Consider the following 18,921-nt stretch of genomic DNA (forward strand, 5'->3'; position numbering starts at 1 on the left):
CACGAGGCAGAGCAGCTCCGCGTCGACGGCGGCGGTGCCGATGGGCGACCGGTCGGGCCACTCGGCGACGTCGCCCGTCAGGCGGTACTGCGTGACCACATGCGTCTCGCTCGGCCCGTACTGGTTCACCAGCGTCAGGTCACCGTCGGCACAGAACTTCCGGCTCCTCGTGAAAGGCTGAGAGCATGTGGGGTGGACCGTCTGAGAACCCAGAACTCTGGGCCTTCCTGGAATCACTGCACCGTGGCGAACTCCTCTCCGGCACCGTCACAGCGATCGAACGGTTCGGTGTGTTCGTTGCGCTGGACGACAGGCCCGACCATCCGGTCTTCCCTGGCGTCGGGTTCATCTCGTTCGTTGAACTGTCCTGGCGCCGTTTCGAGGCAGCCTCTGACGTCGTGCAGGTCGGGCAGCGCGTCTCATGCGAGTTCCTCCAGTTCGACACGTGGAACCTGGAGGCCAGGCTGTCCCTGAAAGCCACACAGCCGGACCCCTTTCAGGTATTCGCCGACACCGTTGCGGTGGGGCAGAGACTGCCTGGCCAGGTCACCAAGCTGATCCCGTTCGGCGTCTTCGTCCAGGTCGCCGACGGAATCGAGGGACTGGTTCACCTGCGAGAGCTCGCCTGGACACCGGTGGAGACTCCATCAGATGTCATCCGGGTCGGCGACAAGATCACGGTAGTCGTCACCGAGATCGACCGAGAGCGACGCAGGCTGGCCCTCTCCCGCCGACAAGGCTCATCCGCCGGCGTGTGAGGCGCTGCCTGCCACCCAGGCTCCGTTCGCCGGCGCGGTGCTCTCACCCGCGGCCAGACCTCCCGCTTTCACAGTTCTACCGCGTCGTCGTCGCGCTCGATCGCGCGCCGGCCGGCTGCTGCCACGACCAGCCGTACCGCCGCAGCAACCGCCACGTGCCCTCGACCGTGTACGGGACGTGGAACAGTCGGCCGATGAGCGTCTTCACCGGGCCAATCTCCACCGCTGGTCCGCCCACCCTTGTGCCAGCGGACCGCGCTCCAACTCCCGCTCCGACCTGGCCGTCTGCACGTCAGACAGTCGGGGCCGACCTGGCGCCCCCTTCGACGCCACCCCTGGCAGAACCGGACGTCTGGCGGTACGTCTATGACGCCGAGGACCGTCCGACCTCCTGCGTCACACCTGACGGCACCCGATGGACCTACGCCCACGACCCGCTCGGCCGAGGCTCCGCAAAGCACCGCACGGCGGCCGGCGACCGGCGGCACCACGGTTGTCGAGACGGTCCGCTTCACGTGGGACGGGCCGCTCCTGGTCGAGCAATACGACGAGAGGGCCGGAACCGTCCTCACGTGGAGGTACGCGGGACATAACATCGCGACCGACCGTATCTGGAAGGCTTCCTCATGACCCGCACCACCCCGCCACGTCCCCTCGACGTAGAGGCGGTTTTCCCTGCTCTGGCAGCCCACCGGCGCACAACCACACGGCTCCACCCCCGCCACGGCTCTCCCGGGGCCCAGGAAAGCTCAGTGGCGGGCCCTCTGCTGTGGCCGGCCGACGAACCGTGGCCGGTCTGCACGGCCGTCCACCGGAAGGGCACAGGCCACCTACTCTCCGACGTGCGGCAGCGCCGCCGGATCCAGGAGGCCGCCCGGGGGCGGCAGTACACCGCCGAGGAACAGCGCCTGATCCACGGTATGACCGAGGGCAATCACGTCCCGGAACTGCAGGACGACGCCCCGCTGCCGATGCTGGCCGTTGCCCAGCTGTACGCACGCGAGATTCCCGATCTCGTGGGACCTGAGGACCACGACCTGCTGCAGGTCTTCTGGTGCCCCTTTGAGGTGCACGGCGCCGACCGCACGATCGACGTCGTACTGAAGTGGCGACGGTCCCCCGATGTCGGCGCCGTACTCATACCTCAGCCCGAACCGCCCGTAGTCGGCCGGGAGGAATGCGTGCCGAACATGTGCGTCGTACACCCTGAACGCGTGGTGGAGCACGAGTACCTCGGCCTGCTGGAGGAGGAACTCCAGGAGGAGATCGACGAGTGGGAGGAGGAGCGCCTCGACGAAGACGATGAGGACGAATACAGCTCCGCTCCACCAGCAAGCTACGCGACCTATGAGGAGTACGCAGAGGCGATGGCCGCAGCCGAGGCTGCCGAACCTGAGGAGTACGCAGAGGCGATGGCCGCAGCCGAGGCTGCCGAACCTGAGGAAATCAACTACATGAGCGATCTGTCGATCGCCCCTGGCTGGAAGGTCGGCGGCTTTGCTTCATGGCACCTGACCGACCCCGCTCCGGTCGACTGCGAGGTGTGCGGGGCAGCGATGCCGCCCCTGCTCACCGTGGACATGTGGGAGTGCGACGGTGCCTCACGCAGCTGGCTGCCGATCGAGGACCGGGACTCCGGCAGTGATGCGCACGCGACCAACCCGACTGACGTCTACCTCGGCCGCGGCCTGATGCGCATACACACCTGCCCGCCCGGTCCGGCTCACCCGCACCGGCTCAGCTTCCAGTAAGAGATCGTCTCGGTTGGTGATCAATCAACGCTCCATCGCGCTGGGACGGGCTGTCAGTGGACAATCCGCGTGCACCGGTTGATCAGAGTGGGGAACACTTCGCTGATGAGCTCTGCAGCCTCCCGGACAGCGCGGGAACAAGCCCTTCGGCATGTCGCGGAACTGGCGTCGGGCCCTCCGATGGTTCGGTGGCTCCGGCACCGATGGAAAGGGTCGTCCATCTCGCTGCTGACACCATCACCTACGGCGAGCTGGCCGAGACGCTCGAGACCGTGCTGGAGCGTCCGTTCCGCCGTGTGGTGTGGACGGTTCCGTCGCTGCTCGACGAGCTGGCCGCCGACCCGGACAACATGACGCGGAAGTACCGGGCGGTCTTCGCGCAGGGCCGCGGCGTCGCGTGGGCGAAGGACGACACCTACAACGCACGCCACGCGATCCCCGTGACCGACCTCCGCCAGTGGGTCGAGGAGAACCTCGCCGGCTGACGCATCCCCCAGCCCCTGCGCGCGGGCGGCATCGGCCTGCAGTTCCTCACCGGCGACCTCCAGGGCAGCCATGACCCGGACGGCGTCGTCTTCACCGTGCTCGCCGCGATGTCGGGCATGGAGCGCGAGTACATCCGCGACCGGACGCTGGAGGGGCGCGTGGGCGGCGAAGTCGGGGCATGCGCCGCCCGCAGCTGCCACAACGACACCCCCACCGCGGCAACTCCGGCCACCGCTCCGACCGCGCCCAGGCTTGGCCGTCCCCTTCCGGATGTGCGGCTGTCACCCACGCCACCAGCCCGACCGCCGCACAGGCCCCAAGCCTCTTTTTCCTCTTTTCGGCGCCCCCCGGCTTCCGTGCGGATCCGGGACCGATACCGAGCGCGTCGCCGGTGATCGAGATGCTGTCGCCGTTCCTGTACAGGGTCGTGAAGGAGCGGACCGGAGCCCGGGCCGTTCCTTTCAGGCGCCGGCGCCGCCGTCGACCGGGACGATCGCGCCGGTCACGTACGAGGCGCGGTCGCTGAGCAGCCACGCGGCCGTCTCGGCGACCTCGCGGGGCTGGGCCATGCGGCCGAGCGGTGTCCCCGCGGTACTGGCCTCGATGATGCCGGGAGTCGCCGCCTCCCATTCCTCCATCATCTCCGTGGCTGTGGCGCCGGGAGTGATGCCATTCACCCGGATGCCCTCCGGGGCCCAGGTCACCGCAGCGGTCTCGGTGAGGCTGTTGAGCGCGCGCTTCATGGCGCCGTACGCGGGCAGGGGCGGTACCGCGCGGCGGCTGCCGATGCTGGAGGTGTTGACGATCGCCCCGCCGCCGCTTCGCCGCATGAGTGCGGCCTCGGCGTTCATGGCGGTCCAGTGCGAGCGGAAGTTCACCGCGAACTGCCCGTCGATGTCCGCGTCGCTCGTGGTGTCGAGCGGGCCGGGCTGCTGCTGGACGATCGCACCGTTGTTGAAAGCGCCGTCGAGCCGTCCGTGCAGTTCCTCGACGCGGTCGACGGCGGCGCGGATGCTCGCGGGGTCGGCGAGGTCGAGGGTGATGGCGTCGGCGGTGCCGCCGTCGGTGCGGATCTCCTTCACGATGCGGTCCAGGGCGTCGGTGCTGCGGGCGGCGAGCACGACGGCGGCGCCCTCGGACGCGAAGAGCCGGGCCGCGGCCGCCCCGATGCCGCGGCTGGCGCCGGTGACGAAGACGACCTTGCCGGTGAGCAGGCCGATGGGTGCGCTGTCGGTGGTGTTCGTGTTGTTCGTCATGGCAACAGCGTCCGGCAGTCCGCCGGCCGGATGCAGGCACAGGCTGTACCAGGATCCGCCGCCGGGCGGCGCGCACACTGGGCGTATGGACAAACAGGAACTCGGGGCGTTCCTCCGCAGCCGCCGCGAGCGGCTCCGCCCGCAGGACGTCGGGCTCCCCTCCGGCCCGCGACGTCGCACACCAGGTCTTCGCCGTGAGGAAGTGGCGGTCCTCGCGCACATCTCCACGGAGTACTACATCCGGCTCGAGCAGGGCAGGGCGCCACGCCCCTCGGGCGACGTCCTGGCCGCGATCGCCGGAGCGCTGCGGCTCACCGGCGCAGAGTCCGACCACCTCCACGTCCTCGCAGGCACCGCGCCGAACCGTACCCGACTGCACCGGCGCGACGTCCGCCCGAGCATCCTCGCACTCCTTCAGCGGCTGCCGCAGACGCCCGGATTCGTGATGTCCGCCGCCTTCGAGGTCCTTGCCTGGAACGACCTCGCGGCCGCGCTCATGGAGGACTTCGCCCCGCTCGCGCCCGAGGACCGCAACCTCGCGCGCCGGGCCTTCCCCGGGCCGCAGCGCGCCGATGCGACGCCTTACGGGATCTCTGACGCCGCCGAGTTCCGCCTCAGCGTCGTGATGCAACTCCACGCCACCCTCGCCCGCTACCCCACCGATCCCGTGGTGAGCGGCCTCATTGCCGAACTCCGAGACGCCAGTACCGACTTCGCCCGGCTCTGGGAACGACACGACGTACAGGCCGCGCCGATGCTCACCAAGACCTTCCACCACCCGACCGTCGGCGAGGTCACCGTCGACTGCGACACCCTCACCCTCACCGACCGCGACCAATACCTCGTGCTCTACAGCGCGCCGCCGGGATCCCCCGGCACCGAAGCCCTGGCCCTGCTGAACGTCCTGGGAGCACGGGCCAGTCACTACCCGCGGTAGCGCCACACCCAGCCACCGCAAGCACTATCGCGGCAGAAGGCGCGTACCGGGCCCGCCGACGGTCGGCCGAGCGGGGTCCGCGAAGCCGTAACGGTCCCGGCCGGTGTGACGACTACGTCAACACCCTGCTCCTCCAGGACATCCTGAGCGAGGAGAAGTGGCTGAGGCGGCTCACCGACGCCGACCGACGTGCTCTGTCCCCATTGCTTGTTCTGGCGCACGTGAACCCCTACGGCAGGTTCGAGCTGGACATGAATAGCCGTCTCGCCCTGGACCTGACCGCCCTGGCGGCGACGGAGCCCGCGCCGCGCGCCCCCTGGAGGAAGGCCGACGCTGCCCGCCACATGACCGCGCCGGCGTGAGCAACAGGGCGGCCGGGGTGTGGTTCGGGCTGCTTGACCGGTGTGCCGGCAGCGGGGGACGGACCTCTCAGCTGAGTCGGTCGGTGGGCTCTGCCGCCCGGAGAGGGGTCGCCGCCAGGCTGGCGAGGAGCTTGAGGCGTTCTTCGGAGGTGCTGCCCGGTTCAGCGGTGTAGAGGCTCAGGTCGTGCACGGCCCGCTGGGACACGGGCAGGTCCATGGACTGGTAGGTGAGTTCCAGCTCGCCGGCGTCGGGGTGCTGGAGCCGCTTGACGCCGTCGTGGCGGATCCGGACGTCGTGCGCTGCCCACAGGGTGCGGAAGTCACGGCTGAGGGTAGACAACTCGCCGATCAGCTCGCGCAGGGTCCGGTCGTGCGGTTCCCGCCCTGCCTCGGCGCGCAGCAGCGCGACGGTGGCGGCGGCGCCTGATTCCCAGTCGACGAAGAAGTTGTGGGAGCCGTCGTCGAGGAAGTGGTAGCGGGCGAAGTTGGGACGGCCGCGTTTGTCGGTGGTGGAACTGTCGAACATCGGCGCGTGCAGGGCACGACCGAGGGCGTTGTGGGCGATGACGTCCAGGCGGCCATTGCGGACGAAGGCGGCCGACATCGTGATGGAGTCCAGCAGCCACTCGATGCGGGCCGGGACGGCGACGTCACGGCGGCGCGAGGGCGTGCGCCGTGCGGGGCGGGCGGCGCGGGCCAGGTCGAAGAGGTAGGTGCGCTCGTCCTCGTCCAGCTGCAGGGCCTGGGCGACCGCGGCGAGAACGTCCTCAGACACCCCACTGATGTGGCCCTTCTCCAGCCGGGTGTACCACTCGGTGCTCACCCCGGCCAGGACGGCGACCTCCTCGCGCCGCAGGCCCGGGACCCGGCGCCGGCCGCTGGTGGGCAGCCCCGCCTGCTCCGGGGTGATCTTCGCTCGGCGGCTGGCGAGAAAGTCCCGGATCTCGGTGCGGTGCTCGTGCTGATCGTCCATGTCTTCCACGGTAGCCACCGGCGGGCGGGGAGGGAGGTTGAGCTTGTACCCCCCATAAACGCGACCTTCCTCAAGGGCGGGGCGCCCGGTTTTCTGGATGACGCACCCCGATCACCCCCCCCTTTGGAGATGCACCGTGAGTACGCGAGGAGGAACCCTCCAAGCCCCCGCCGATGTACGGACTGAACCGGTCGAGCAGGCAGCTGGACCGTCCCGGCTGCCGCTCGTCGTCTACATCCTGGCGCTCGGCACGTTCTTGATGGGCACGACCGAGTTCGTCGTGGCCGGCCTGCTGCCCGAGATCGCGGGCGACCTGAACGTGAGCGTGGCGCGGACCGGCCTGATGATCACCGTCTTCGCGGTCGGCATGATCATCGGGGCGCCGCTGATGGCGATGCTCACCCTGCGGCTACCCAAGCGGGTCACCCTGATGCTCGCCCTCGGGGTCTTCGCTGCCGGGCATGTCATTGTCGCCCTCGGCTCGGACTTCACTGTGCTGCTGGCGGCGCGGTTCCTGACCGCCATCGCCACCGGTGCGTTCTGGGCGGTGGCCAACGTGGCCGCCGCGAACGCCGCGGGCCCCGCCGCCGGCTCGCGCGCCCTCGGTCTCGTCGGGGCAGGTGCGATGCTCGCCAACGTCGTCGGCGTGCCGCTGGGCGCGTTCGCCGGACAGCTCATGGGCTGGCGCGGCCCCTTCTGGGCCCTGGCCGTTCTCTCCGCCGCGGCCATCGTGCTGATCGCCCGCACGGTCACGAACGACGGACAGGCCCAGCAGACGGTGTCGATCCGCTCCGAGCTGACCGCGCTGCGCTCGGGCCGCGTGTGGCTGGTGCTGGCGGCCTGCGCCACCACGACCGGCGGTGTCCTGGCCGCCTACTCCTACATCGCCCCGCTGCTGACCGACCGGTCCGGGATCGCCTCCGGCATTGTGCCGCTGGTCCTGGTCGGCTTCGGCCTGGGTGCCCTGGCCGGCTCGCTGGTCGGAGGCCGCCTCGGCGACCGCAGCCCGCACGCGGTCACGCTCGTGGCCGCCGCCGGAGCGACTCTCCTGCTGCTGGCGATCTCCCTGCTGGCCGGCTACGCCGTGCCCACCATCATCCTGGTCACCCTGCTCGGCTTCTTCGGCCTGGGCGCCAACCCGGTGCTGATGGCCCTGGCCGTCCGCTTCGCGAAGCAGGCACCGGTGCTGGCCTCCGCGCTGACCGTCTCGGCGTTCAACCTCGGTACCGCCATCGGTACCTGGATCGCCGGTCGCACCCTCGACTCCTCGCTCGGCACCACCGGCCCCGCCATCGTCGGCACCGTCATCGCCGCCCTCACCCTGATACCCACCCTCACCCTCGCGCTCCTCCAGCGCCGCCGCACAGCAGCCGACGCCTGGGACGCCGCGGACACCGGCACGAAAAGGACATGAAGGAAGGCCCGCAAATACGACTGGACCGGATCAAACCAACGAGAGTGGTGGGCAGACGGCGCCGCCGAAGACCATCGCCTGCTGGAAGACCCACACCATCGGCGAGGTCCTGCCCACCACGAGCGACTGACCCACACCATACGTACCACCTGGAAATGGAGCACCACTCATGCGCGCGACCCTCATGTACGGCGCCGGCGACGTCCGCGTCGAGAACGTCCCCGACCCCGTCATCAAGCACCCCACGGACGCCCTCGTCCGCATCACCGCCTCCTGCGTGTGCGGCAGCGACCTCTGGCCGTACGCCTCGATGAAGCCTGAGGACGGTCCCGCCCGGATGGGGCACGAGTTCATCGGCATCGTCGAGGACACCGGTTCCGAGGTCACCACCGTCAAGCGCGGCGACCTGGTCGTCGCCCCCTTCGCGATCTCCGACAACACCTGCGAGTTCTGCCGCGAGGGCCTGCACACCTCGTGCTCCCACCCGCAGGCCAACTTCTGGGACGGCGAGGCGGAAGAAGGCGGCCAGGCCGAGGCCGTCCGGGTCCCGCTCGCTGACGGCACCCTCGCCAAGCTGCCCGTCGCGGCGGACTCCGCGCTCGTCCCGTCCCTGCTGACCCTCTCCGACGTCTTCGGCACCGGCCACCACGCCGCCGTGATGGGCGGCGTCAACGAGCGCACCCGCGTCACCGTGATCGGCGACGGTGCGGTCGGCCTGCTCGGCGTGCTCTCGGCCAAGCTCCTGGGCGCCGAGCAGATCATCCTCATGGGCCGCCACCAGGCGCGCACCGACCTCGGCCGCGAGTTCGGCGCCACCGATGTCGTGGCCGCCCGCGGCGAGGAAGGCATCGAGCAGGTCCGTCAGCTCACCGGCGGACACGGCACACACGTAGTTCTGGAGGCCGTCGGCGCCATGCCCGCCTACCAGCAGGCCCTCGGTATCGTCCGCCCCGGCGGCGTCATCAGCCGCGTCGGCGTCCCACAGTACGAGGAGGCGCCGGTGGGCTTCGGCAGCCTCTTCCGCCACAACATCCGGCTCGCCGGCGGACCGGCACCGGTCCGCGCCTACATCGAGGAACTGATGCCCGCCATCCTCGACGGCACCATCGAGCCAGGAAAGGTCTTCGACGCCACCACCAACCTCGACGGCGTCCCCGCCGGCTACAAGGACATGGCCGACCGCAAGAGCCTCAAGGTCCTCGTCAAGCCCTGACCTTGGGACGCAGGGGGGTGCGACGCGGGCCGCACCCCCCTGGCAGTCGAACCTCGCGAAATTCTCACAAACGGTCGTTCATGAGAGTGGCTGACCTTCTCAGCGTACGGTCGGTGCCGTACGCGGGATTGCCTAAGCCCTGGTTCGGGCACCGAGGAGCCGTCGATGCTGGACCAGGATTCGCTACGCGCCGCGCGCCTGGCGGGTTACGGAACCGTGAGCACCCAGCTCTCCTTGCTGAGCGACCACCGGCTCGGGGAGGTCGTAGCAGCCGCTACCCCGCTCGGGTCGGGCATCGGCGGCAGGTCGGCAGCGCTGGACATCAACGGAACGTTCGTGTTCGTCAAGCGGATCCCTTTGACGGACACCGAATTGCGCCCGGAGAACGCGCGGTCGACGGCGAACGTCTTCGGACTGCCGATGTTCTACCAGTACGGGGTGGGCTCGGCCGGGTTCGGTGCCTGGAGGGAGCTCGCCGTGCACACCATGACCACCAACTGGGTTCTGGGCGACGAGTATGCGGGATTCCCCCTGATGTACCACTGGCGAGTTCTACCTGACTCCCCTCCCGAAGGATTCACCGACGAGTTCGGAGGCCTGGAGGGGGCCGTCGCGCACTGGGAGGGATCACCCGCCGTTCGTGACCGGCTGGAGGCCATCGGCCAGTCCTCATGCAGCCTGGTGGTCTTCCTGGAGCACGTGCCGCACACACTCGCCGGATGGCTGGGCACCCAGCGCGAGACCGCCATGCCGGAAGGCGGGGACAGCTTGCCCTTCCGCTGGGTGGAGGAAGCGCTGGTGAGCGGAGCTGCCTTCATGAGTTCTCGCGGACTTGTCCACTTCGATGCTCACTTTGCCAACATCCTGACCGATGGACGCCAGCTCTACTTCGCTGACTTCGGACTTGCCCTGAGCTCGCGCTTCGACCTTTCGGCGGACGAGTCCACCTTCCTCTCGGACCACCTCGCATACGACCACTGCTACACGGCGAGCCACCTGCTCCAGTACCACTTGCTCGACGGCGTGCGCGGTGACACGGAACGCGAAGCCTTCCTGCACGACTGGATCGCGGGTCGGCGACCTGGCGACATCCCGCCTGAGATCTCAGCCATCATCGACCGGCACGCACGCCCCACCGTCGTCGTGGACTCCTTCTTCCGCCGTCTGCTCACCGAGAGCAAGCAGACGCCGTTCCCGGCCGCGGAGATCGAACGACAATTGGGCGCTGACGCCACTTGCGAGGGTGGCTCGACCTCCCGCTCTATGACGCCAAGAAGCTCGGCGACGCCCTCAACGCCTTGAAAGGCGACGAACAGGGCCGGGGCGTCATGGTCGCAGTCGATGAGCACACCGACTTCCACCGCTTCAACCGCGCGAGTTGGACCCACCCGCTTCAGATCGGCGCCATCGGGGCCGCTGACTGCTCCGTACTGGGGATCAACTGGGACAGCGGCGACCACTCGATGCGACATCGCGGCGAACGCCGCTTCGGACAGGTCCATCCCGTGACTCTTCAGCCTGGCTCCACGGGCCAGACAACGATGCGCTGGACGATCCCGCCCTACGAGCCCGGTCACCACGGCGCCGAGTGATCAGTAGGAACCACCGACCACTCAGTGTGGTCAAGCCGAAAACCGTCAGAGAATATGCGACACCTCAGCATGGGGCTTACCAGTCCCGAGGCCGGTGTAGTGCAGTGGCACGCAAAACCCCACGTGAGTGATGGCTACAGGCCCAGACGGCTTGCGGGGTGTGTGGTTGCAACCACACACCCCGCAACGTTATGACTCGGTCAGTAGCCCACAGTGACCGTGGAAACGCTGAGATAGGCGGCCAGGACTGGTGTACGGATAGGTAACAGCGAGGTCATGCAGCCAGGGCTGCGGGTGGGGTCATGATTTTCTCGTACTCGACGGGGGTCAATCGGGCCCGGCGTCTGTGACGCCGGCGCCGGTGGTAGGTGCGCTCGATCCAGGTGACGATCGCGATCCGCAGCTCCTTACGGCTGGTCCAGGTACGGCGGTCGAGGACGTTTTTCTGGAGCAGCGCGAAGAAGCTCTCCATGGCCGCGTTGTCGCCGGCGGCACCAACCCGGCCCACTGATCCGATCATGCTGTGACGTGCGAGTACGGCGATGAATTTCCGTGTGGTTGGGCCCGGCCGCAGTGAAGTCGCGCCTCACCCGGTAGTCGTGGACCGGCGGGCCGACCTTGACGTTTCTTGCCCCGGCCCCGCCGCTTGCCGAAGAAACTCCACCAGCGGTTGTCGCGGCAAATCTTCCAAGCGGTCCGCGCGGCCATCGCCTCGCCGGCCGCGCGGGCCTAATCGGCCAGGAATCGGTGGCCGAACTCCGGGTCGTCGCGATGCGCGTCGAACAGGGCGTTCGCCCGGTATGCCTAGGCGAGTTCGGGCGTCGGTGACCGGTGAGGCCAGCCACCGGTAGTAGGGCTGGCGGGCCAGCTTGAGCACCCGGCACGTCACCGCCACCGGCACCCGGTGAGGGGCTGCGGCGGCGGCCAGCTCGCGGACGAGGGGATACATCATTTTGACGGCAGGTTCGCCTGCGACAGGTACGCCGCAGCCCTGCGCAACACTTCGTTCTCCTGCTCCAGGAGCCGGATGCGCTTGCGGGCCTCCGCAACTCGGCCGCCTCACCCGACACCGTTGCGGGCTTGGCGCCGCCCTCGTCGGTGTCGACGTGGCGCAGCCACTTCGACAGCGTGATCGGGTGGACGCCGAAGTCGGCGGCTGGCCCCGGGGCGCGGGGCCGGCCGTGTGTAGTGGGTCAGGAGAGGGGGTGCAGCCAGTGGGCTTCCAGTTCCCCCTCGACCAGGCCGGCGATGGCGGCGAAGTACGTCTGCATGAACGGCTGCGAAACGTGCGCCAGCAGGTGGGCGCCGGAGGACCAGCGCTCGTAGAAGGCGTAGGCGCCCGGCTGGTCCGGCGTGGTGTGCACCACGTACTGCTCGCATCCGTCCTCCTTGCGGGTGAGGTCGATGATCGCCTGGATCTCGCCCAGCATCCGGCCCTCCTCGCCCGCCTTGGCCCGGGCGTATCCATATACCGCGACCGGTGTGTCCGAGGCGAGGATGGCGGCGGGGATGAGGCCGTCGGGTGTGGTGTCGTCAGTGCTCATGAGGTCCTACTCCGTCGTGGTCGGTTCCGCCGGTGTTGATGGCCGGCTACCGGAGTGTAAAAGTTGACGTTGACGTCAAAGGCAAGTCGGTGACGAACCCCGGGACGGCCCGGCAGCAACCGGGACCCGGCGGCATGTGGAGCAGAGGGAGCGACGGAATGCGTATCGGCGAGGTGGCGGCGGCCGCGGGAGTGAGCACGCGGGCGCTGCGCTACTACGAGCAGCAGCAGCTCATCGTGTCGAGCCGCAGCGCAGGCGGGCAGCGTCTCTACGCCCCGGACACGGTGGAGCGGGTGCGGTGGATCCAGCTCCTCTACGCTGCCGGGTTGAGCAGCCGGACGATCGTGGAGTTCCTGCCGTGCGTGCACACCGGTATCGCCGGCCCGGAGATGATCGCCCGGCTTCGCGCGGAGCGGGACCGCCTCGACGAGCACATGCGGGACCTTGCCGCCACGCGAGCCCGACTGGACTCTGTCCTCGCCGCCGCTGAGCTCGGCGCGACACGGTCGGCCGGCGAGTCCGCGGGCTGACGAGGGCTGCACCTGGACCCGCCGCCGGATCGCTCTCGGCCTCTTCGGACTGGGGCGCCCATCATTCCGACCTGATTGGATGGCTGAGCTCGCGACTCATGCCTGACGGTGTTCCGGATTCGACGTATGGATACCGTTTTCGAGCGTGCGGATGACGGTGGAGACGATGCCGTGCCTCGGCAGCCCACAGGCCTCGGCGTCCTGGTACCCGGTGTACACCAGCGACCAGAGCACACGTTGGATCCAGGCGGGAGCGACGTCCGGGTCGAAGGCGCCTTCGGCTTGCCCGCGCTTGATGAGAGTGAGCACCGGGTCATCGAGAGGCTCCGGTGTCTTTGCTGCGCCGCGGCCTTCCAGAACGCGTGGATCGCCGAAGAGGAACACCAGCCGCTCGCCGACCGCCACCATCGCCGTGACCAGCCTGCGCATCGCCTCGACGGGGGATCCCTGATCGATGGCCGCGCCGGCCACCGACTCGTCGATCGCTGCGATGGAGTCCTCGATGGTTGCGCTGATGAGCCCGGTGCGGTCGGAGAAGTAGCGGTGCAGTGTCGTGCGGCCGACGCCGGCGGCGTCTGCGATATCCGCCAGCGTGGCGTGATAGTCGCGGCCGAGTACAGAGGCGGCCGCGCTGAGGATGGCGCGGCGTGTACGACTGCGCGTGCGTGCTCCTGCGGCCTCGGGTCCAGGCTCCTTCATGCTGGTCACTGTACTACCGGACCCCAATACATTACATCGCTGATCATTAATGGAACATCAATGTTCCATCAGGTGGTACGTTTGTCCCTCAGGCGACCTTTGCTCAGAGGAGGAACGGCGATGGCCCGCGGAGACCGGCGTCACCCTGAGAACGTGGCCGGAGACTGGTTCGTCGACGACCGCTGTATCGGGTGCGGAGGTTCGGTCTCGCTCGCGCCGACGCTGTTCGGGCCGGCTACCGACGGCGAGCATTTCGTCATGACCCGCCAGCCGGCCACCGAGGACGAGATCCTGCAGGCACAGCTCGCCGCCGAGGTGTGCCCGTCCCGGTCGATCGGCACCGAATCCGGCGTGAAGTGGCGGCGACACCACCCCTTGGAGATCACACCCGGCACCTGGCGGACGGGCTCGAACTCGCCCGAAACCGCAGGCGGCAACGCCTTCCTCGTGCAGCGCACCGAGGGCAACGTCCTCGTCGACGCGCCGCGCTTCGCCCCGTCGCTCTGCGCCTGGATGGAATCGCTCGGTGGTATCACGACGATCTTGCTGACGCACCGCGACGACGTCGGCGATGCCGAGCGATATGCCGATGCATTCGGCTCTGAAGTGGTCATTCATGCCGCCGACGCTGACGCCGCCCCATTCGCAGACCGGATCCTGAGAAGTGCCGAGGCCTGCGAGGTTGCCGCCGGTGTGCTGGCGATCCCCACCCCCGGGCACACCGAGGGACACGTCATGTACCTGAATGACGACGGCACCCTGTTCACCGGCGACTCGCTCGGCTGGGACCCCTGTCGTCATGACCTCAGCGCAGAACCGTCCGTGTGCTGGTACTCCTGGCCCGCCCAGGTCGGCTCACTCCAGCGGCTCGCAGGCTTCAATTTCGCACGGGTCGTTCCCACCCACGGCACGATGAGCCCGACGCTCGAACCGGGCGACATGCGTCGGCGGCTGCAAGCGCTGGTCGCCCGCCTGCAGCGCGACCTGGCGGACGAGTAGCACGCTCCGCTCGCACGGGTTCGCGTCAGCGCCGCGAACCCGTGCGAGCGGAGCGTGAGGTGGGGCGGTCGGACGGATCCCGCGTTGCCAGGCGCTGCCAGATTCGGCAGTTGGCAGGCACGCGGCACCGCTGAAGCCATCCCGGGGGCTGCGCGAGCGTGGGATCGGCTTCACCTCGCTGCACGAGAACCTGGACACCACCACCCCTGGCGGCCGGCTCGTCTTCCACGTCTTCGCCGCGCCGGCCGAGTTCATCCGCGAGCTCATCGTCATCGGCACCAACGAGGGCCTGGCCGCCGCTCGCGAGCGCGGCTGGGTCGGCGGGCGCCCGAGCGTCGCCGCCGAGGAAGTCATCCGCGCCGCTCGCGATCTGCCGCCTGACCCCGGCATGCGAGTGACGGAGAGTGGTGGCCGGTGCGGTTCAGAGGGACGGTGCCTGGAGCGGCGACGCTTCACCTGGCAGACGGGGTCGCACTGCTGCGGCCGGAAGAGCAGGTGTTCAGCGCGATGCTGGGCGGATTCGCCGACCAGCAGCTCGCTCGGAACCTGGCCCGCTCAACGGTCGAGGGCCGGTAGAACGCGGTGAAGGCGTTCGCCGCCTACGTGAACGCCTTCCCCTGACAGTGGACGCCGGCGATGGTCGACGAATGGCTTGGTGACCTGCGCTCATTGCGTGACCACCAGGGGCGGGCCGTGGTCATACCGACTCGATACGTTCAACATTTCTTACGGCCTCGCCTCGCCCGAGGTCTTCCTCGGCACACCACCGACACGCAGCGTCGACGAGCGCGGCTTCCTGCGCTGAACCGTGAGCACGCTGGGACGGTCACAGAAGGTTGTCATCAGAGGAAAGTCCCTCAGGATCTGACGACAGTTGAACAGGCGAGCTCACCAGTACCGGGAGTACCGGTAGTTCTTCGACTGCTCGGCGACGGCGTGGTCGCGGGTGGGCACCAGGCCCATCTCGACGCCGGCTTCCGCATCGGCACTGCGACGGTCTGTCGCTACATACGTGAGGCTACAGCTCTGGGTGATCTGCCGGTTGCGCCCCTGCTGCCCGGAGGATTTCGGCAGTGTCAGGGTGAGAACCATGGTCCGCCCAGTCCAGCGGCGACCTGCCTGTGCCGTGGTCTTCCCGGAGGTTGGGGTCGGCGCCGTGCGCCAACAACTGCTGGACGGTTTCGGCGTGCCCCCAGCAGGCGGCTGCGCACAGCGGTGTGCCTTCCGAGCCGAGGCCGCTGCTTTCGGTATCGGGAGAAGCCCCGGCTTCCATGAGCAAACGAGCTATCTCGGCGTCGCCCTGCACTGCAGCCAGGTACAGCGGAGTGGTGCCGTCACTGTTCCGCCTCTCTGGACTTGCTCCACTACGCAACAAGGCCTTCGAATGCCTGGCGTCACCTGTCAAGACTGCTTCGAAGAGGTGGCGGGAGAGCTTCTTCTGTTGACGCTGCTTCATAACAGGCGAGGCTAGCGATCACGAGTACGGCGGAGCCACTCATATCCACTCGGTGATCACCACGACCAGCCCAACGGCTTCGTAGCGAACGGCGAGTTCGTCGTCACCAGTGGCCACGGCCCGCTGCCGCCCGAGGTGGTTGATACCGCACTCGACCGCTTGCCGCTCGCGGTGGTCGGCCTGGTCGAAATGCGACGGCTGACCACCACGGGAGCAGAGTCCTGACCGACTTCTCATCCGTTACGAGGTAAGCGCCGATCTCCACCTCGGTCCACTGCAACTCGTCTGCGGCACTATCTGCTTGGGGCGACTCCTCCATCCACGTCGAAACGATCAGTCCGGCGCGCGTCCATCGTCACCGTGGCCGCGGACCCTCATCGTGAGGTTTGGGATGTCGCTCTGCTTCACGATGCTGCCGGTGCGGATACCTCGCCGACGGCGCGCTTGAAGTCGGGGCACTCGACGATCGGTTCGTGGTCGCAGACGGCGGCGTGGCGGAGGCTGTCGCGGAGCCGCGTGAGTCTGCTGAGTTGCTCATCGAGATCACGTGCCCTGGTGGCCATCCGGAGGCGCAGGTCGGCGTCGGAGGGGCGGGCCGCCACAGCGGTGGTCTGCCCGACTTCCCCGGCGCCGACGTCCACGTTCTCGCGTCCGAACTCGACGCGGCCCGCTCTCAGGCTCCCAGCTTCCGTCACCGGCCGGCTCACTGGACACACGAGCCCCGCTGGATCACCTACGCCTCCGAGCCCGACTCCGGCGAACAGTGGTTCGGCTTCTCCGCCCTACAGCCGAAAGGGCTGCCGCAGGAGATCAAACTGATTCCCCTGGGGGCCACACTGCAGGTCATACCGGCATCGCTGTCCAGGACGGTGCCCGATGGCTCCTGCATTGCGGCGATGCGTACTACTACCACCGCGAGCTCGAATCTTCGCGGGAGGTCCACCCACTCCTCGACATCGTTCAGACCGGTTCGCAGGTCTCCCGTGACCTGCGGCTCGGGACGCAGGCCCGCCTACGAGAACTGATCCGCGACCACGGCCACCAGATCGAGGCCTTCTCGGCCCACGACCCGTGGGAGTTCGCCCGCTACGCCCGATGACGTCACACAGGCTGGTCCGTGGGAAGTGAGACGCGATGATGACGATCTCCCGTGGCCTGCATTCCCGGTGCGCGGAGGATCGAGGACCGCGAGGTACTGGCCGCGTGTTCGTGGCGTCGAGCTGTACGTGCCAGCAGCTGTCATCGACCTCCGGACCTCCGGTGCCACGGCTCACCGCCGGTTCCCGAGTGGTCTTACGAGCTGGTGCGATGCGGGTGACGTGTTCTTGCTGGTGGGTGTCATGATCCGGATGTGGCGATCCTGGTCAGTCGGATGGTTCTCGCGCATCAGGTGTTCATAGAGGTCTCGCGGGGGTGCCCCTATGTCTTTGGTCAGGATCAGGTTGGCGAGGGTGACCCCCGCGGAGCTCGCCGAGTCCCTGCGGGATGCGGTTGACGACCTCTCGGTGAAGATCGCTCCTTCTGCGTGTGGGTGTGGTGGCCGGGTGTTCTTCGTGCTGGTCAACGCGTCCGGGGCGGTGCCGTGATTTTGCATGCCGACGTGACGGAACCGTGGTCGCGCGGCAGCCGTGACGGCTGCCGCGCGACCACGGTCCGGTCAGGGCCCGATGACGTTGATCGTGTGGTTGATCGAAGTCACCGGCACAATTATCTTTTTCATGCCGAGCAGCCGGGAGTCGGTGCTCCCCGTGGTCCAGCACCAGTCGAATGCCCGGTCCGGAAGTTGGGTGGAGAATTCGCCACCCCAACTCAGACTTCTGTCCTGATTCTCCGCGAAAAAGAAGTACTTCGCGCCGTTGACCGGGCCAGAACGCACCTTCAAATCTGTGTGCGGAGTGACCATGAACCATCCGATCTTCGACCACGGGTCGCCCTCCGACGCGCAGTCGCTGTTCGAGTAGGCGTAAGCGAACCAAACAGTCTTCGACGTGCTGTTCTGGAAGTAGAGTCCCACGGTCATCCCTCCTGCGGCGTGGGGTCGTCACCGCGCCTGTCGTCGTCGGCGTGGTCGCTCTCCACGCCGGGACGGTGGTCCTCACCGCTGGAGACCTCCGCCGTCCGATCCATCGGGACCGCCTCGCCCGTCCGGTCCGGACCGCGTGATTGCCGATTTTCGGCCGCTTCGTCCGCCGTCCAGGCCCGCGACAATTTCTCTGCCATACTCAACACCCTTCCATCTCCTGGTAGACCGAGCGATGCTCAAGGTGCCGTTCTGCGGGGGTTCCGTTGGTATCGCGCGCCGCATCGCCTCGGTTAAAGATGCCTCGGATCGAGCGTGTCGGTGGGTTCTATTCACCAGAACCGAAGCGCCCGCCGGGTTCGCCGATTCACCAGCGTTGTAAGTGCATCTGCCATACCAAACTAGCTTCAACGCATCTGCATCGCATCTGGGCAAGTAATTGGGGGAGATCCGACCACGAGCGCAGGACACCAAGTCGCCAACTCCAAGAGGTGCATTCGAGGTCTTGGAACGAGTCACGTGGTGCTCGTGCGCGATCTGGAAGGGTGGCGAGAGCGGTCGCGCACGCCTCCTGCTGCATAGGCCAGCGGGGCTTCCCCTCCCGCCCCTGGAGTACGAAGCGCCGCGCCCTGTACGCCGACGCCCGTCGGGCAACTAACGAGATCGTGCACGATAGAGCCGTCGCTGTATCCGTGCAGGTCAACCGCTCGCGCGCCATGACGACCCCGGCGCACCGGTGGCACGCCTCGTGCCGCAGGCGGGTGAGCGCGTGACGGAGTTGGACGCTCCGGAGGTCAGCGCCGACGGTGACCCCGCCGAGGTCGTCGGACGCCTGACGGACGTGGTCGAGAACTACCGCGTCGACACGGACGCCCAGGCACTCGCCCCCAAGTCGGCCTGACGGCCGAGCCGATGAGACAGCACGAACATG

General features: G+C 68.2%; 23 protein-coding genes and 2 pseudogenes. 14 read left to right on the forward strand and 11 right to left on the reverse strand.

The annotated features are described in order from the left end of the window. The first annotated feature begins 185 nt into the window (after positions 1–185). Positions 186–758 (forward strand): S1 RNA-binding domain-containing protein, encoded by a 573-nt coding sequence (locus LWJ43_RS00380; protein WP_277330243.1) that lies wholly within the window; start codon positions 186–188, stop codon positions 756–758. A gap of 12 nt (positions 759–770) precedes the next feature. On the opposite strand, the pseudogene LWJ43_RS32970 reads toward LWJ43_RS00380, so the two are convergent. Then, a pseudogene (locus LWJ43_RS32970) lies at positions 771–1,130 on the reverse strand (helix-turn-helix domain-containing protein); the annotation flags it as partial. A gap of 380 nt (positions 1,131–1,510) precedes the next feature. Between LWJ43_RS32970 and LWJ43_RS00395 the strand changes: the two are divergent. Together LWJ43_RS00395 and LWJ43_RS00400 are read left to right on the forward strand one after the other, a co-directional pair. Next, positions 1,511–2,509 carry a hypothetical protein gene (locus LWJ43_RS00395; RefSeq protein ID WP_346771957.1) on the forward strand — a complete coding sequence of 333 codons (999 nt, stop codon included), beginning with the start codon at positions 1,511–1,513 and terminating at the stop codon, positions 2,507–2,509. Between the two features lie 188 nt (positions 2,510–2,697). Beyond that, positions 2,698–2,994, forward strand: a complete 297-nt coding sequence (locus LWJ43_RS00400; RefSeq protein WP_277330247.1) for a Rossmann-fold NAD(P)-binding domain-containing protein — start codon at positions 2,698–2,700, stop codon at positions 2,992–2,994. A gap of 462 nt (positions 2,995–3,456) precedes the next feature. Here LWJ43_RS00400 and LWJ43_RS00405 read toward each other — a convergent pair whose 3' ends face one another. Next, positions 3,457–4,251 (reverse strand): SDR family NAD(P)-dependent oxidoreductase, encoded by a 795-nt coding sequence (locus tag LWJ43_RS00405; protein WP_277330248.1) that lies wholly within the window; start codon positions 4,249–4,251, stop codon positions 3,457–3,459. An 85-nt stretch (positions 4,252–4,336) separates the two neighbouring features. On the opposite strand from LWJ43_RS00405, the gene LWJ43_RS00410 reads away from it, so the two are divergent. Both LWJ43_RS00410 and LWJ43_RS00415 read left to right on the forward strand, forming a co-directional pair. Beyond that, positions 4,337–5,188 carry a helix-turn-helix transcriptional regulator gene (locus LWJ43_RS00410; RefSeq protein WP_277330249.1) on the forward strand — a complete coding sequence of 284 codons (852 nt, stop codon included), beginning with the start codon at positions 4,337–4,339 and terminating at the stop codon, positions 5,186–5,188. 221 nt (positions 5,189–5,409) lie between these two features. After that, complete coding sequence (locus tag LWJ43_RS00415; protein ID WP_277330250.1) at positions 5,410–5,550, forward strand: hypothetical protein; 141 nt, start codon at positions 5,410–5,412, stop codon at positions 5,548–5,550. 67 nt (positions 5,551–5,617) lie between these two features. Here the strand turns inward: LWJ43_RS00415 and LWJ43_RS00420 are convergent, their stop codons facing one another. Next, the gene (locus LWJ43_RS00420; protein WP_277330251.1) at positions 5,618–6,523 is read right to left on the reverse strand and encodes a helix-turn-helix transcriptional regulator; all 906 of its coding nucleotides are present in this window, start codon (positions 6,521–6,523) and stop codon (positions 5,618–5,620) included. Between the two features lie 136 nt (positions 6,524–6,659). Here LWJ43_RS00420 and LWJ43_RS00425 point away from each other — a divergent pair, with 136 nt between their 5' ends. From LWJ43_RS00425 to LWJ43_RS00440, 4 genes are all read left to right on the forward strand, one after another. Continuing rightward, the gene (locus tag LWJ43_RS00425; RefSeq protein WP_277330252.1) at positions 6,660–7,937 is read left to right on the forward strand and encodes an MFS transporter; all 1,278 of its coding nucleotides are present in this window, start codon (positions 6,660–6,662) and stop codon (positions 7,935–7,937) included. Positions 7,938–8,106: 169 nt separating this feature from the next. Then, positions 8,107–9,150, forward strand: a complete 1,044-nt coding sequence (locus LWJ43_RS00430) for a zinc-binding dehydrogenase (protein WP_277330253.1) — start codon at positions 8,107–8,109, stop codon at positions 9,148–9,150. Positions 9,151–9,315: 165 nt separating this feature from the next. After that, positions 9,316–10,452, forward strand: a complete 1,137-nt coding sequence (locus LWJ43_RS00435) for a protein kinase family protein (RefSeq protein ID WP_277330254.1) — start codon at positions 9,316–9,318, stop codon at positions 10,450–10,452. 26 nt (positions 10,453–10,478) lie between these two features. After that, a complete protein-coding gene (locus LWJ43_RS00440; RefSeq protein WP_277330255.1) occupies positions 10,479–10,742 on the forward strand; it encodes a hypothetical protein in 264 nt (87 codons plus the stop codon). 274 nt (positions 10,743–11,016) lie between these two features. Here LWJ43_RS00440 and LWJ43_RS00445 read toward each other — a convergent pair whose 3' ends face one another. Together LWJ43_RS00445 and LWJ43_RS00450 are read right to left on the reverse strand one after the other, a co-directional pair. After that, the gene (locus LWJ43_RS00445; RefSeq protein WP_277330256.1) at positions 11,017–11,262 is read right to left on the reverse strand and encodes an integrase core domain-containing protein; all 246 of its coding nucleotides are present in this window, start codon (positions 11,260–11,262) and stop codon (positions 11,017–11,019) included. A 673-nt stretch (positions 11,263–11,935) separates the two neighbouring features. Continuing rightward, a complete protein-coding gene (locus LWJ43_RS00450) occupies positions 11,936–12,286 on the reverse strand; it encodes a putative quinol monooxygenase (RefSeq protein WP_277330257.1) in 351 nt (116 codons plus the stop codon). A gap of 158 nt (positions 12,287–12,444) precedes the next feature. Here LWJ43_RS00450 and LWJ43_RS00455 point away from each other — a divergent pair, with 158 nt between their 5' ends. Further along, positions 12,445–12,816, forward strand: a complete 372-nt coding sequence (locus LWJ43_RS00455; protein WP_277330258.1) for a MerR family transcriptional regulator — start codon at positions 12,445–12,447, stop codon at positions 12,814–12,816. A 96-nt stretch (positions 12,817–12,912) separates the two neighbouring features. Here the strand turns inward: LWJ43_RS00455 and LWJ43_RS00460 are convergent, their stop codons facing one another. Then, positions 12,913–13,515, reverse strand: a complete 603-nt coding sequence (locus LWJ43_RS00460; protein ID WP_277330259.1) for a TetR/AcrR family transcriptional regulator — start codon at positions 13,513–13,515, stop codon at positions 12,913–12,915. A 153-nt stretch (positions 13,516–13,668) separates the two neighbouring features. On the opposite strand from LWJ43_RS00460, the gene LWJ43_RS00465 reads away from it, so the two are divergent. The 3 genes and pseudogenes from LWJ43_RS00465 to LWJ43_RS00475 all read left to right on the forward strand — a co-directional run bounded on the left by LWJ43_RS00465 (position 13,669) and on the right by LWJ43_RS00475 (position 15,090). Continuing rightward, positions 13,669–14,514, forward strand: a complete 846-nt coding sequence (locus tag LWJ43_RS00465; RefSeq protein WP_277330260.1) for a 4Fe-4S domain-containing protein — start codon at positions 13,669–13,671, stop codon at positions 14,512–14,514. 148 nt (positions 14,515–14,662) lie between these two features. Beyond that, positions 14,663–14,815, forward strand: a pseudogene (locus LWJ43_RS00470) (recombinase family protein); the annotation flags it as partial. 113 nt (positions 14,816–14,928) lie between these two features. Beyond that, positions 14,929–15,090 carry a hypothetical protein gene (locus tag LWJ43_RS00475; RefSeq protein ID WP_277330261.1) on the forward strand — a complete coding sequence of 54 codons (162 nt, stop codon included), beginning with the start codon at positions 14,929–14,931 and terminating at the stop codon, positions 15,088–15,090. Between the two features lie 312 nt (positions 15,091–15,402). Here LWJ43_RS00475 and LWJ43_RS32975 read toward each other — a convergent pair whose 3' ends face one another. From LWJ43_RS32975 to LWJ43_RS00500, 5 genes are all read right to left on the reverse strand, one after another. Continuing rightward, positions 15,403–15,606 carry a hypothetical protein gene (locus tag LWJ43_RS32975; RefSeq protein ID WP_462100964.1) on the reverse strand — a complete coding sequence of 68 codons (204 nt, stop codon included), beginning with the start codon at positions 15,604–15,606 and terminating at the stop codon, positions 15,403–15,405. Beyond that, entirely contained in the window at positions 15,533–15,970 is a 438-nt protein-coding gene (locus LWJ43_RS00485; protein ID WP_277330262.1) for an ankyrin repeat domain-containing protein, read from the reverse strand. Before LWJ43_RS00485 ends, LWJ43_RS32975 begins: the two co-directional genes overlap by 74 nt. A 39-nt stretch (positions 15,971–16,009) precedes the next feature. Beyond that, a complete protein-coding gene (locus tag LWJ43_RS00490; protein ID WP_277330263.1) occupies positions 16,010–16,207 on the reverse strand; it encodes a hypothetical protein in 198 nt (65 codons plus the stop codon). 167 nt (positions 16,208–16,374) lie between these two features. Next, positions 16,375–16,665: a MerR family transcriptional regulator gene (locus LWJ43_RS00495; protein ID WP_277330264.1), complete on the reverse strand. Its 291-nt coding sequence runs from the start codon at positions 16,663–16,665 to the stop codon at positions 16,375–16,377. 962 nt (positions 16,666–17,627) lie between these two features. After that, on the reverse strand, positions 17,628–17,984 hold the full coding sequence (locus tag LWJ43_RS00500; protein ID WP_277330265.1) for a DUF1036 domain-containing protein: 357 nt from the start codon (positions 17,982–17,984) through the stop codon (positions 17,628–17,630). A gap of 775 nt (positions 17,985–18,759) precedes the next feature. On the opposite strand from LWJ43_RS00500, the gene LWJ43_RS00505 reads away from it, so the two are divergent. Then, positions 18,760–18,891, forward strand: coding sequence for a hypothetical protein (locus LWJ43_RS00505; RefSeq protein ID WP_277330266.1), 132 nt, complete (start codon positions 18,760–18,762; stop codon positions 18,889–18,891). Positions 18,892–18,921 lie beyond the last annotated feature (30 nt).

The sequence above is a fragment of the Streptomyces sp. JH34 genome, from assembly GCF_029428875.1.
In the GTDB taxonomy this organism is placed as follows: Bacteria; Actinomycetota; Actinomycetes; order Streptomycetales; family Streptomycetaceae; genus Streptomyces.